Source organism: Achromobacter sp. 1011811831, from assembly GCF_059760905.1.
Window position 1 is genome coordinate 1 of record NZ_JCBANG010000050.1, and the last position, 13,752, is coordinate 13,752.

General features: G+C 64.7%; 12 protein-coding genes. 5 read left to right on the forward strand and 7 right to left on the reverse strand.

What is annotated here, in order from left to right:
- On the reverse strand, window positions 1–257 hold a 257-nt coding region (locus AC6LJ9_RS18540), incomplete at its 3' end, for a hypothetical protein (protein WP_498148709.1).
- 261 nt (window positions 258–518) lie between these two features.
- Here AC6LJ9_RS18540 and AC6LJ9_RS18545 point away from each other — a divergent pair.
- Complete coding sequence (locus AC6LJ9_RS18545) at window positions 519–902, forward strand: DUF4148 domain-containing protein (protein ID WP_212312720.1); 384 nt, start codon at window positions 519–521, stop codon at window positions 900–902.
- A gap of 223 nt (window positions 903–1,125) precedes the next feature.
- Window positions 1,126–2,244 (forward strand): saccharopine dehydrogenase family protein, encoded by a 1,119-nt coding sequence (locus AC6LJ9_RS18550; protein ID WP_498148710.1) that lies wholly within the window; start codon window positions 1,126–1,128, stop codon window positions 2,242–2,244.
- 150 nt (window positions 2,245–2,394) lie between these two features.
- On the opposite strand, the gene AC6LJ9_RS18555 is transcribed toward AC6LJ9_RS18550, so the two are convergent.
- The gene (locus AC6LJ9_RS18555; protein ID WP_498148711.1) at window positions 2,395–5,301 is read right to left on the reverse strand and encodes a two-partner secretion domain-containing protein; all 2,907 of its coding nucleotides are present in this window, start codon (window positions 5,299–5,301) and stop codon (window positions 2,395–2,397) included.
- A gap of 355 nt (window positions 5,302–5,656) precedes the next feature.
- The gene (gene glcC / locus AC6LJ9_RS18560) at window positions 5,657–6,421 is read right to left on the reverse strand and encodes a transcriptional regulator GlcC (RefSeq protein WP_498148712.1); all 765 of its coding nucleotides are present in this window, start codon (window positions 6,419–6,421) and stop codon (window positions 5,657–5,659) included.
- 247 nt (window positions 6,422–6,668) lie between these two features.
- Here glcC and AC6LJ9_RS18565 point away from each other — a divergent pair, with 247 nt between their 5' ends.
- The 3 genes from AC6LJ9_RS18565 (at window position 6,669) to AC6LJ9_RS18575 (ending at window position 10,777) form a co-directional block, all read left to right on the forward strand.
- A complete protein-coding gene (locus AC6LJ9_RS18565; protein WP_498148713.1) occupies window positions 6,669–8,843 on the forward strand; it encodes a malate synthase G in 2,175 nt (724 codons plus the stop codon).
- A 213-nt stretch (window positions 8,844–9,056) separates the two neighbouring features.
- On the forward strand, window positions 9,057–9,674 hold the full coding sequence (locus tag AC6LJ9_RS18570) for a TetR/AcrR family transcriptional regulator (protein WP_498148714.1): 618 nt from the start codon (window positions 9,057–9,059) through the stop codon (window positions 9,672–9,674).
- Window positions 9,675–9,922: 248 nt separating this feature from the next.
- Entirely contained in the window at window positions 9,923–10,777 is an 855-nt protein-coding gene (locus AC6LJ9_RS18575) for a cysteine hydrolase family protein (RefSeq protein ID WP_498148715.1), read from the forward strand.
- Window positions 10,778–10,877: 100 nt separating this feature from the next.
- Here AC6LJ9_RS18575 and AC6LJ9_RS18580 read toward each other — a convergent pair whose 3' ends face one another.
- The 4 genes from AC6LJ9_RS18580 to AC6LJ9_RS18595 all read right to left on the reverse strand — a co-directional run bounded on the left by AC6LJ9_RS18580 (window position 10,878) and on the right by AC6LJ9_RS18595 (window position 13,733).
- A complete protein-coding gene (locus tag AC6LJ9_RS18580; protein ID WP_498148716.1) occupies window positions 10,878–11,480 on the reverse strand; it encodes a TetR/AcrR family transcriptional regulator in 603 nt (200 codons plus the stop codon).
- A 138-nt stretch (window positions 11,481–11,618) separates the two neighbouring features.
- Window positions 11,619–11,924 (reverse strand): DUF4148 domain-containing protein, encoded by a 306-nt coding sequence (locus tag AC6LJ9_RS18585; RefSeq protein WP_498148717.1) that lies wholly within the window; start codon window positions 11,922–11,924, stop codon window positions 11,619–11,621.
- A 79-nt stretch (window positions 11,925–12,003) separates the two neighbouring features.
- Entirely contained in the window at window positions 12,004–12,309 is a 306-nt protein-coding gene (locus AC6LJ9_RS18590; RefSeq protein ID WP_212312737.1) for a DUF4148 domain-containing protein, read from the reverse strand.
- 227 nt (window positions 12,310–12,536) lie between these two features.
- The gene (locus AC6LJ9_RS18595; RefSeq protein ID WP_498148718.1) at window positions 12,537–13,733 is read right to left on the reverse strand and encodes a glycosyltransferase; all 1,197 of its coding nucleotides are present in this window, start codon (window positions 13,731–13,733) and stop codon (window positions 12,537–12,539) included.
- Window positions 13,734–13,752 lie beyond the last annotated feature (19 nt).

Genomic DNA, 13,752 nt, shown 5'->3' on the forward strand with positions numbered 1-13,752 from the left:
TAGCGGACACGCAAACAGAAGCCGGCCATGGAATTTTGTTTTTTTTTTTTCAAGAAGAAGGCGGCTTCCGATTTTCCGTGTTGCGTCTCGTGGGCTCGGAGATGTGTATAGGAGAAAGGTATTGCCGGTCGGCGCCGCATGGCTGCCGCGGCGCCCACGCCGGCATCGACGACAAGAGGCAAGGCGGCGCTGAACGCGCCAGCCGTCGCGCCGGCTGGAGTCCGCCGCCGGCCATCCAGCAGCCTGACCCCACCCATCCCGCTGCTCCAACGCGACCGCGGCCCTCCCGGTGTCGCCCATTCGCTACATGTCATTCATTGGAAATATCGCCACCTATGGATCCATTTGGTGGAATCTATCTCTATTAGTACTGATTTTGGAAAGATGTTTTCAGGGAATCAGGGTTTATCCGGGGAGACATTGAGCACAGAATGCATCTCATCGGGACACAGCAAGCGAACCCCCCGCAATCAGGCCCGAGGTTCGGATCCCAAGCTCAAGACAAATGGAGGTCTGCTATGAAAACCCTTGCTACCGCTTTGATGCTGTCCATGTCCGTCATCGCCGCCGGCGCCCAAGCCGCTGAAACCGGCCCGTCGCGCGCCCAGGTCCAGGCCGAGCTGCAACAGGCCAAGGTGTCGGGCCAATACACCTTCGGCGAAGAAGGCTACCCCGCCCCCATCGCCCAGACGTCGAGCCTGAGCTCGCAGCAAGTGCAAGCCCAGCTGGCTGAAGCCAAGACCGCCGGCGTCGTCACCTTCGGCAACCTGGACTACCCGCCCGTCGCCCAGTCGCAAGCCAGCACGCTGAGCCGCGCCGAAGTCCAGAACGAACTGGCCCAAGCCAAGACGGCCGGCCTGGTGACCTACGGCAACCTGGACTACCCGCCCCTGGGCAGCTGATCCAGCCGCCGCGCGCCGGACCTACCCTCACGGGTCCGGCCCAGGCGCAGCAAAGCCCTTCCGCCGCAAGGCGGAAGGGCTTTGTTTTTGTCGATTTGATGTCTGATTTCGTCGAAACAACATTACATATGGCCGTTACGGCGTTTTGTGCTCTACAAATCGACAGTACCCAGGCATAGCATGAGGCCATCCCAACCCGCTCCCTATCCGCAGGAGACGCCTCATGTCCACCGCCACCAAACCCGTCCTGTTGCTGGGCGCCGGAAAAATCGGTTTCGCCATCGCCCTGATGCTGGAACGCAGCGGCGACTATTCGGTCCTGGTGGCCGACCAGGATCCGGCCCGGCTCGCCGCCGTGGCCGAACTGGGCTGCGAAACCCGGCTGATCCCGGATGACGAAGCGCTGGCGCGCGCCATCGAAGGCCGCCACGCGGTGCTCAACGCCTTGCCCTTTCACCGTGCGATCGCGGTCGCGGGCCTGTGCGCCAAGGCCGGCGTGCACTATTTCGACCTGACCGAGGACGTGGCCAGCACCCACGCCATCCAGGCGCTGGCGGCCGACGCGCGCAGCGTGCTCATGCCGCAATGCGGCCTGGCGCCCGGCTTCATCGGCATCGTCGGCAACGCGCTGGCGCGCCGCTTCGACACGCTGCTGGACCTGCGCATGCGCGTGGGCGCGCTGCCGCGCTATCCGTCCAACAGCCTGCGCTACAACCTGACGTGGAGCACGGAAGGGCTGATCAACGAATACTGCAACCCCTGCGAAGCCATCGTCGACGGCCAGCTCAGCAGCGTGCCCGCGCTGGAAGGCTATGAGACCTTCGCGCTGGACGGCGTCGAATACGAAGCCTTCAACACCTCCGGCGGACTGGGCACCCTGCCCGCCACCCTGCTGGGCCGCGCGCGCAACGTGGACTACAAGTCGGTGCGCTACCCGGGCCACTGCAACCTGATGAAGCTGCTGCTCAACGACCTGCGGCTGCGCGACCGGCGCGACCTGCTCAAGGACATCTTCGAGACCGCCATCCCCACCACCGAGCAGGACGTGATCGTGATCCTGGCCTCGGCCTCCGGCCACCGCCACGGCCGGCTGGAAGAAGAGTCGTATCCGATCCGCGTGTTCGGCGCCGACGTGGACGGCCACCGGCTCAGCGCCATCCAGCTGTCGACCGCCGCCGGCATCTGCGCGGCGCTGGACCTGGTGACGCAGGGCGCGCTGCCGCAACGCGGTTTTGTCGGCCAGGAGATGATCAGGCTGGAAACGCTGCTTGAGAATCGCTTTGGCCGGATCTATGCGGGCCAGCCGCTGGCGCTGGAAGGCGCGGCGGTGGCGGGGCGGTGAGGGACGCCTGATTGCGGCCACTGCGCGTGGCCGCGCCCGATCCGCTTGCACTTCGAAATGAAAAACCGCGGGATGAGATCCTGGAGGGATCCCGTCCCGCGGTTCAATCGCGCCAGGATGTCTTTCGGGAATCCTGGCCGCGAGGGTGGCTTACTCCACGACGCCGTCGTTGATACCGACCTGCGGTCCGGCAATCCCATTGACCCATCCACTGCCCATGGATTGACGGATCGTGCTCAAGGGGCCGAACGACCATTCCTCGAGATCCTGCCCGAGCATGTCGGCCAATGCCTGACGATCCACGAAGGCGTTCAGGCCAACCAGGCTGCCTAGCGTTCCCTGACCACTCACCTTGCCTTTGGCATACGAGTTGGTGATCAAACCCGTGTTGTAGCCGGCCAACCCGCCTACCCGAACGGCATCGTCGCCTCGTGCCTCGACGTTGCCGGTCGCCTGCGAATCGGCGATCACAGCCACCTTCATCACATAACGCCCCAGGAGACGGTCATAGGAGTAGATACTCTCATTGCTTCCCACCAGCCCCCCTGCCTGGACATAGCGGGCCTCCTGGCCTGACGAACCCCTGCCGACATCGCCGCTGGCTGATGCCTGTGAAATGGAGCCTCCCAGATTGCGACCAACCAGGCCGCCCATGTGGCTGGCAAAGTACCCGGCTTGCACGGCTCCCACAGCGTGACTACGCGTGATTCGCCCGCTATTTTCACCAACCAGCCCGCCGGCAAAGGCGTACTCACGATTCGAGCTGACCATTCCAACGGCGGAAGAATCTTCTATGGAGCCGACATTCGTGCCCACAAGCCCGCCAAGCGTCGCGCCGTCGCTGACATTACCCCAAGCGTGGGCATCCTGAATGCTGCCTCTATTTAAGCCCACCAAGCCGCCAATATCGCCGGGGGATACCACCTCCCCAAATGCGCGGGAACTCACGATACGGCCCTGGCGCTCATTGTCGCCCACCAATCCGCCGGCTCGGACGCGAGCCTGCCCGCCCACGCTGATGGACGCGTCGGTAAAGGAATGCTGGATCTCACCATTGTTCGACCCGACCAAACCGCCAAGAAGGACTAACCGGTTTATGCCCTGACTGTCTGGTATCGATACCTTGCCACTGAAGGAAGCATTCTTGATGCTCCCCTGATTGAAGCCAGCCAGACCGCCAATGTATTCATTGACGACGGCTCGCTTGGGATTGCCAAGCACGTGTCCCGTCACGGAAACACGATCAATTCGACCGAAATTCTGGCCCACCAGACCACCTATGTACTGACCTGCCCCCAACACCGACAAATCCTTCAGCGCCAGATTTCGGATGGTTCCGCTGGACATGCCGATGAACGCAGTTGGTGTGGAATCGGACGCAGCCGCGATGTACAGGCCCTTCACTTCATTGCCCAGGCCATTCAATACGCCGCTAAATGCGCCGTTCTGCGCCAGCGGTCGAAACCCGTCTCCTAGGTTCCAATTCCGCGTTTCGCTAGCGTCAATGTCGTTGCCCAATACATAGAGCCCCCCTCGATTCTGATCAATGGCTTGCAACTCTTTGGCGTTCCGGATCACCGTGTAGCTCATGCTGCCGGTCATGAAGCCGGCGTGTTCGCCAGACAGCGTCACCCTCGCGCCAGGCGCCAGGACGTAATCTCTCCCGCTGCCCGGCTGAAGCACCAGACCTGCATACCGACCCGCCACCTTGACATAGGCGTCGAGCTTGACATCCCCAAGCGCTGTCAGCACCAGTACACGGTCCGAATTCCAATCTATCGCATCCGCAACGCGAATATCACCCCGCTCAGACATCAGAAATACGTTGCTCTTGCGTAGCAGATGATTGATACGGTTGGCGTCGATCTCGCTGCCTGTGGCCTGGACATCGCGGCCGATCGCAATTTCATCCGCCCTCAAAGCCACCAGGCCCGCGCCCATGCTGACTGATTCCATATCCGCCGAGCTGGTGGCGGTCATCTGGATCTGCCTGCCTTGGACCTCAATACTTCCTCCGCCGCCAACCGCGCCAGTCGCACGCCCCAACATCGAAGCACCAAGCTGAATCGTATGCCCATCCATCCTGACAACGCCCGCATCGCCAGACGCCGAACTAACGTCCAGCGTACCCGCGACGATCATCGTCCCCGCTCGGCCACCGTTCAATATGATCTTGCCCGAGCGCCCATCAAGTGTCTGCGCCTCGATCAAACCCTGGTTGTTCACGACCGCCTGCAGAGGATTCAGACTGGCGCGCGCCTCCATCTGCACCAAGCCGCCTTGCGCCCGCAGATAGCCGCTGTTGCTGGCCTGCACATTCGGCGTGCTTTTAACTTCACCAACGAAACGCGGCCCCTTGGAGTTCCCCGGCGAGCCAGGTTGATCGAGGATCATCCAGACTTTACGGTTCGCCATCAACGCGACGGTGCCCAGATCCGCCTTGATGACGCCCTGGTTCAACACCTGCCCACCAAACAACGCGATATAGCCCCCATCCGCCGCGTTCAAGACACCTTGGTTCAGGACGGAACCGGGCGCACTTCCGCCAGAGAATTCATTGGAAAGCCATGACTGCATGAACCGTTCCGTACCCAAGGACAAGGTCGACGCCACCAACCCGCCCACATCGACGCGCGCGCTCGGCCCGAACAACACGCCATTCGGGTTCACCAGGAACACCTGGCCATTAGCGGTCAACTGTCCCAGGATCTGGCTACCCTGCGAGCCGATCACCCGGTTTAGCGCGATCGACTGCGCGCCGGGTTGACTGAAGACGACCTGCTTGTCCTTGCCGATATTGAAACTGTCCCAATCGATCACCAGCCTGTCGCTGATCTGGGAAATATGGCTGGCCAGTGAGTCAGGGGACGAGATCGCGCCCGAACCCGCGACGATATTGCCCTGCTGGGGCAAGCCCTGCGCCTGCGCGGTCCCGAGGGACAGCGCGATGACCGACGACAAGCCTCCTGCTATCGCGAAGGAGGTCGCGCGCAGCGCCTTGCCGATGCGGCGTGGTTTCGCCGCCGTGCGCCGGCGCGATTGGTTGTACACACTCATAATTCCGCTCTCCCTGTCGTTCTCTCAATTGAGAATGATTATCAAAGGTGAACGGGAACCCTAGCATCGGCCATGCGTGCAAACGACGATTACATAGAAACGGTTTCCAGTTTTCTAACCATTCCTAGTGATGACTGGGATTTTTCCCAAATCACAGCCCCACAGATGCATGTGCCCAACGAAATGCATCCATGAACGCGGGCCAGGCGCGCACCGCGCGATACTCACAGGCATCGCGAGGGCTCGCAACAACGTCAAGGAGACTCAGGGGTGGATTTCGTGCGGGCGTATCTGCGCGGCAGCACACCAGGCGCAGGACCCCAAGACCTGTATCGAATCCCGTGCGGCGGCCTGGCTATGCCCAGCCCTCCAGCCGCCGCGTCGCGCGCACCAGGCGCTGCTCTTCCTGCTCGATGTCCGCCAGGCTCTGGCGCACGCTGTCCACGTGCTCGGCGGCAGCGCGGCGTGCCTGCTCGGGCTGGCGCGCGATCACGGCGTTGTACAGGCGCGCGTGCTGACGGTCGATGAGTTTCTTTTCCGGCTCGCGGTGATAAAGATTGTTGACGCAAGCGAAGACCGAGCCCAGCAGCAGGTCGGTCAGCGATTGCAGCGTATGCACCAGCACCGGATTGTGCGAGGCCTCGCAGATCGCGCGGTGAAAGGCGTGATCCAGGTGTGCATGCGTGGCGGCGTCGGTCTCGCTGCCCTGGGCGGCCATCATCTCGTCATAGCGACGGCGGATCATGATGAAATCCGCCTCGGTGCCGCGCAGCGCGGCCAGCCGGGCGGACTCGGCTTCCAGCAGCGAGCGCACCTCGAGCAGGTCGTACAGCGTGCGCGGCTGCGAGTTGAACAGGTGCATCAGCGGCCCGGCGTCCACCTTGGAGATCTGGGCCACGAACGAGCCCTTGCCCTGCGAGGTATGGATGATCTCGCGCGCGCGCAGCAGCTTCAGGCCTTCGCGTAGCGCCGTGCGCGACACGCCCAGCTTTTCGGTCAGACGCCGTTCCGACGGCAGGGCCTGGCCGGCCTTGAGCACGCCGTCCAGGATCAGGCGCTCGATGCGCTCGGCCACTTCGTCCGCCACCTGGCGGGGTTTTTCTTCGGTTTCCGCGTACATGCCCACTCCGGACCAGTGGTATGACCAAGCGGCCGTCCGGCACGATCGCCTTGCATCATCCATCTGTAAGTCGCTGATATGAAACCATAAAAAATTGATTTTTGCCCAAGCTGGCGTAAACAAACTGGTATGACCAGCGGGTTTTCGTATGGACATCGGCACGCGCGCGGACGATCATGTGCGATGACCGATCCGTCCGGCGCCCCTCGCGGCGCCGTCCAGCCATACCCCTCAGTCAGAGATCAGCATGACGCAACGCATCGAGCATCACGGCCTGCAAGTGGCGGCCAATCTCAACCAGTTCATCGAACAGGAAGCCCTGCCCGGCACCGGCCTGGACGCCGCCAGCTTCTGGCAAGGCTTCTCGGCGCTGGTGCATGACCTGGCGCCGAAGAACCGCGCCCTGCTGGCCGAACGCGACCGCCTGCAGGCCGAGCTGGACGCCTGGCACCGCGCGCACCCCGGCCCCATCGCCGACCCGGCCGCCTACCGGAAATTCCTGGAAGGCATCGGCTACCTGCTGCCGCAACCCGCCCAGGTGCGCGCCACCACCGAAAACGTCGATACCGAGATCTCGCAACAGGCCGGTCCGCAGCTGGTGGTGCCGGTCTCCAATCCGCGCTACGCGCTCAATGCCGCCAACGCCCGCTGGGGCAGCCTGTACGACGCGCTGTACGGCACCGACGCCATTCCGGCCACGCCCGGCGATGACGGCAAGGGCTACAACCCCGAGCGCGGCCGCGCCGTGATCGCGCGCGCCCGCGCCTTCCTCGATTCGGCCGCGCCGCTGGCGCAGGGCTCGCACGCCGACGCCACCGGCTACGCCATCGACAAGGGCCAGCTGCGCGTGACGCTGGCCGGCGGCGCCACGACGCTGAAGTCGCCGTCGCAGCTCATCGGCTACCAGGGCCAGGCCGACGCGCCGTCGGCCATCCTGCTCAAGAACAACGGCCTGCATTTCGAGATCCAGGTCGACCGCGGCCACGCCATCGGCGCCACCGATGCCGCCGGCGTCAAGGATGTGCTGCTCGAGGCCGCGCTCACCACCATCATGGACTGCGAGGATTCGGTCGCGGCGGTGGACGCCGAGGACAAGGTCCACATCTACCGCAACTGGCTCGGCCTGATGAAGGGCGACCTGACCGAGCAGGTCAGCAAGGGCGGCAAGACCTTCACCCGCAAGCTCAACGCCGACCGCCAGTACACGCGGCCGGACGGCTCGGCGCTGACGCTGCACGGCCGCTCGCTGATGTTCGTGCGCAACGTCGGCCACCTGATGACCAACCCCGCCGTGCTGGACCGCGAAGGCCGCGAGATTCCCGAAGGCATCCTGGACGCCGTGGTCACCAGCCTGACCGCGCTGCAGGATCGCAAGAACAAGCTCAACTCCCGCACGGGCTCGGTCTACATCGTCAAGCCCAAGATGCACGGCCCCGTCGAAGCCGCCTTCGCCAGCGAGATCTTCGACCGCGTCGAAGACCTGCTGGGCCTGCCGCGCCACACGCTCAAGATGGGCATCATGGACGAGGAACGCCGCACCAGCATCAACCTCAAGGCCTGCATCGCGGCCGCCGCGCCACGCGTGGCCTTCATCAACACCGGCTTCCTGGACCGCACCGGCGACGAGATGCACTCCAGCATGGAAGCCGGCCCGATGCTGCGCAAGGGCGACATGAAGTCCACCGCCTGGATCGCGGCCTATGAACGCAACAACGTGCTGGTGGGCCTGGACACGGGCCTGCGCGGCCGCGCCCAGATCGGCAAGGGCATGTGGGCCATGCCCGACCTGATGGCCGCCATGCTGGAGCAGAAGATCGCGCACCCGAAGGCCGGCGCCAATACCGCCTGGGTGCCCTCGCCCACGGCCGCCACGCTGCATGCGCTGCACTACCACCAGGTCGACGTGCAAGCCGTCCAGCAGGAACTCGAGCGCATCCGCCTGACCGACGTGCGCGACGAACTGCTCGGCGGGCTGCTGACCGTGCCGGTCGGCGACCGCGGCAAGTGGTCGGCCGCCGACATCCAGCAGGAACTGGACAACAACGTGCAAGGCATCCTGGGCTATGTGGTGCGCTGGATCGACCAGGGCGTGGGCTGCTCCAAGGTGCCCGACATCCACAACGTCGGCCTGATGGAAGACCGCGCCACGCTGCGCATCTCCAGCCAGCACATCGCCAACTGGCTGCGCCATGGCGTGACGCAGCGCGAGCAGGTCATGGAGACCTTCCAGCGCATGGCCAAGGTGGTGGACGGCCAGAACGCCGGCGATCCGCTGTATCGTCCGATGGCCGGCCATTTCGATACCTCGCTGGCCTTCAAGGCGGCCTGCGCGCTGGTCTTCGAGGGGCTGACCCAGCCCAACGGCTACACCGAGCCGCTGCTGCACAAGTACCGCCAGGAGTTCAAGGCCGCGCGGGCCTGAGCGACGCGGTATCGCCAGAAAGCCGGACGGCGCAAGCTGTCCGGTTTTTTTTCGGCCACCAGTCCCGGCGCCGATCGCCGACGCCTCTCCAATGTCCTGCCTGCCCGCCGGGCGCTTCGCATTGCCGACGCGGTGCGTCGCGCCTGCCGCCGATTTTCAACCGCCCCCGTTTAAAGTCATGTTCTTTTAGCACGGTCGTGCTAAATTCTGCTCATGTCTGCCAAAACGGAAAAAAGCGAACTCACCTACGCGGCCATCGTGGACGCCGCGCTGGACCTGGCCGCCGCCCAGGGGCTGGAGAGCCTGTCGCTGGGACAAGTCGCCAAGCACCTGGGCATCAGCAAGAGCGGCGTGTTCTCGCGCGTGGGTTCGCGCGAAGCGCTGCTGCAAGCCGTGCTGGACGAGTACGACCGCCGCTTCGTCGCCGCCGTGTTCACCCCGGCGCTGGAACAGCCTCGCGGCCTGCCGCGCATGAACGCGATGGTGAGGCACTGGATAGACCGCGCCTGCAATGTGGAGACGCTGACCGGCTGCATCTACGTGGCCGGCGCCTTCGAATACGACGACCGCGAATCGCCGTTGCGGCCGCTGCTGGAAAACAATGTCCGACGGTGGCGCTCGGCGCTGGTGCGTACCGCCGGCCAGGCGCTGGAAGCCGGCCATCTGCGCCCCGACACCGATCCGGAGCAACTGGTGTTCGAGATCTACAGCCTGATGGTGGGCCTGATGCACGACGCGCGCTTCCTGCGCGATCCGCAGGCCCACGAGCGGGTGCGCAGGGCGTATGAACGATTGATCTCCACCTACCGCAGCTTCAGCTACATCGAGTAAGACCCAACCCGCGCCGGCCCGTGCCGGCGTTTCTTGCAATCAATTTCGCACGATCGTGCGAATTTAAGAAGGATAGAGCCATGTGGATTCTTGTCGTCATCGTCGTCCTCGCGGTGCTGGCGCAGGCCTGGTGTGCGCTGCGCGCGCTCTCGCGCCAGTTGCCGGACCGGTCGGAACACCTGGTGCTGTTCTAACGCATGGCGCGCATCCCGTTCTATATTGCAGGAACTTCCCCTCCGAACCGCGTCATGTCCCGTTCCGTACAGCTGCTGATCGTCGATCCGCAAAATGATTTTTGCGACCTTCCCGATGCCTACCTGCCCGTCGATCCGCTCAGCGGGCAGCCCGTGAAACCGGCGCTGCCCGTGGCCGGCGCGCACGCCGACATGCAGCGGCTGGCCCGCTTCATCGATGCCGCCGCGCCCGCGCTCACGGCCATCACGGTGACGCTGGATTCGCATCATCGCCTGGACATCGCGCACCCGACCTTCTGGCGCACCGGCGACGGCCGGCCGGTGGCGCCCTTCACGTCCATCACCGCCGCCCAGGTCCGCGCGGGTAATTTCCTGCCCCGCCACGACGACGACCTGCCACGCACGCTGGCCTATCTGCAGGAGCTGGAAGCGCGCAACCGCTACACGCTGATGGTGTGGCCGATCCACTGCGAGATCGGCAGCTGGGGCCACAACGTCCATGCCGACGTGCGCGCGGCCTACAGCCGCTGGGAAGACGCGGGCCAGCACATCGTGCGCAAGGTGCCCAAGGGCACCAATCCCTGGACCGAGCACTACAGCGCGCTGATGGCCGAGGTGCCGGACCCGGACGATCCCCGCACCCAGCTCAATCGCGGCCTGCTCGATGCGCTGGACCGCGCCGAACTGCTGCTGATCGCGGGCGAGGCGGGCAGCCATTGCGTCAAGGCCACGGTCGAAGACCTGGCCCAGCACCTGCCGGGCGGCAAGCTGTCGCGCATCGTGCTGCTGACGGATTGCATGAGCCCGGTGCCGGGTTTCAACGCGGGGCAGACCGCCTTCCTGCAGCGCATGCGCGAACTGGGCATGCAGACCCGCGGCAGCACGGACGTGCTGCAGTCCCTGCGCTAGGCCACCCATCGCCCGGATTGGCGACGCCAATGAACACGGCCGCGAGCATGCGCGTCGCGGCCGGGATCAGGGAAGAACGGAACGGTAGCGGCGCCGCGCCTCAGTCCTTGCACGGCACGTAGAGCGCGCCGATGGCCTCGCAGAACGCGGGCGGCTGCTGGAACAGGCGCGACACCAGCATGCAGCCCTGCACGGTGGCGAACACCGCGCGGCCCGCCGACTCGGCGGTGCCGTTGAATTTCAGGGTGCCCTGTGCCTTGCCCTCGGCCAGCACGCGCGCCAGCCAGGCCTCATGCGCGCGGAAAAATCCTTGCAGCGCGCCGCGCACCCGCTCCGGCAGCGTCATGACTTCGGCGGCCAGCATGCCGCCCAGGCACAACTCGCCGGAATCACAGGCACGCGACTCCATCAGCGACAGGTAGGCCTCGAGCTGCGCGCGCGCGGGCAGGGACTGTTCGATGGCGCGCACGGCCGCCAGCGCGCGGGCGCTGTATGCCTCGACCGCTTCGTACAGCAGGTCGTCCTTGCCAGGAAAGTAGTAATGGATGCTGGACGTCTTCACGCCCACATGCTCGGCCAGGTCGCGATAGCTGAAACCGTTGCAGCCGCGCGTGCGGATCAGCTTTTCGGCGTGGGCCAGCAATTGGTCGCGGGTATTGGCCGAGGAAGCGGCCGGAGACTTGGCGGAGGTCGGGGTATCCATGGCTGAATATTACCTACTAATAGATCGGTTCGTCATCGTCGTAAACGCTACGCGTTCGATCTGCAAAACTGCGCGCCCGCGAGCCCCGGCCGGGATAGCCATCCCGCCCCCCGAGGCTCGCGCTTGCTTGCATGGTGCTCAGCCTTGCACGGGCGGGTAATCCAGTTCACCGCTTTCGGTCAGGCCTTGCGCGCGGGCGGCAGCCAGCTCTTGCTGCACCTGGGCGCGGGTCTTGTTGCCGGCTTGGGCGTAGGCGGTGGCGGGATAACCTTCTTCACCGGACACCAGCTCGCCGTTGGCGCGGGCCGCGGCCAGCTCCTGCTGGACCTGGACACGGGTCAGGCTGCTCTGCGTATCCGGGGCGGGCGGATAGTCCAGCTCGCCGGCGTAGGCCGAACCCATGAACGTGGCGGAAAGAATCAGGGCGGAAACAAGGGTCTTCATGAGGGATCTCCAGTAAACGGGTTGCGCATGATTGGGCGCATGAAACTATCTATTTATAGATAGGTGTCAAGAGAAATGATCAGCCGCGGACGGGCGGGTAGTCCAGCTCGCCGCTTTCGGTCAGGCCTTGCGCACGGGCGGCAGCCAGCTCTTGCTGTACCTGGGCGCGGGTCTTGTCGCCGGTCTGGACGAACGTGGCGACGGCGTAGCCTTCTTCTCCCGACACCAGCTCGCCGTTGGCGCGGGCCGCGGCCAGTTCTTGCTGGACCTGGGCGCGCGTCACGCTGCTGTGCGTGTCCAGCGCGGGCGGGTAGTCCAGTTCGCCAGCCTGGGCGGCGCCGATGAAGGAAGCGGACAGGATCAGGGCGGATACGAGGGTCTTCATGAGGGATCTCCGGTTGGAATCAGGTCTTGCTGTTTTTGACTATCTACTTATAGATAGATGCTTAGGGTAAAAAAATTTGCTGCTTGCCACTGTATTTCTGGATTCGACCTTGCGGGCTTGTTGGTCCGCTGCGTCGATGGATGAATATTACCTACTAGTAGATAGACAACGCAAGCGGCTATTGTGAAACAACATATTTCGCCACTGCCGGCGCACCAGGCCGGCCCTCAAATGAGCAGGTCCTGGACCCAGAACGTGGCGGCGCCCAAGGCGAACCATCCGATGGGCCACAGGCGGCTGGGCTGCGGCAGATCAAGCGCCTCCAGATACACCGCCTGTGTCTGCGCGACAAAGCGCGGCAATCCGAACTCGGCAAGCGCCCTGGCGCGCGCGGCCTCGCCCATGACCTCAAGCGCCTCGGGTTCGCGCAGCGCCTCGCGCAGCACTTCCGACACGGCCGCCGGCGCACACGCCGGCACGACCCAGCCGTCCACGCCGTCTTCCACATTTTCCGGCAGGCCTCCAACATCGCTCACCACCACGGGCAAGCCCATGGCCATCATTTCGCGGCAAGCGAAGGAAATGGTCTCCAGGCGGGACGACAACACGAAACCCAGGTCCAGCGCCGCCAGGAACGAGCGCACATCCCCCAGCAGGCCGACGAAGATCACGCGGTCCTGCATGCCCAGCGACTCGACGCAACGCAACTGGTCCTCGTCCGGCGGCTCGCCCGCGATCAGCACCACGATCCGCCTGCGCAGCGCGCCAGGCAACATGGCCACGGCTTCCAGCATGTCAGGCCAGTTCTTGTACGCAGCGGTGCCGGCATTGCTGCCGACCACCAGGCAGCCTGTCTGCGATGGCGGCAGCCAGCGTTCGCGGGCGAGCGTCTTCTGTGCCGGCGTGGCCGGCGTGAAATAGTCCACGTCGACCCCATTTTTCACCGTGCGCAAGCCACAGCCCGCGTAGGGAGAGCGCGTCAGGCCGCGCCGGGTATGTTCGCTGACGCAGATCACGCGATCCGTGGCCAGGCGAGCCCGCAACGCCGCGCCCAGGCTGCGGCCGGAACGCGAATTGTGCTGCGTGTAGACGATCGCCGGACGCCCGCCGCGCAGTCCCGTGCTCGCCAGCATGCAAAGCCGGTGATCGGCCGCGCCGTTCACGTGCACCAGGTCGAAGCGCTCGATCTTCAGCAACGCGCGCATGCGCCGGATCTGTGGCCAGGCTGAGAGCAAGCCGCCCTTGAACTCCATCGGCACGACGCGCACGCCCGGCATGCCCGAGGCTTCCAGAAACAGGCGGCTGCCGGCCGGCGCGGCAACCACAATGTCGTGCGCGGACCGCAGCGCCCGCACCAGCGACAGCACGTAGGTGGTATGGCCGCCGCCGTCGGCCTGGTGAAAATTGGTATAGAGAATGCGCATGAAGTGGCCTTGAACGAAC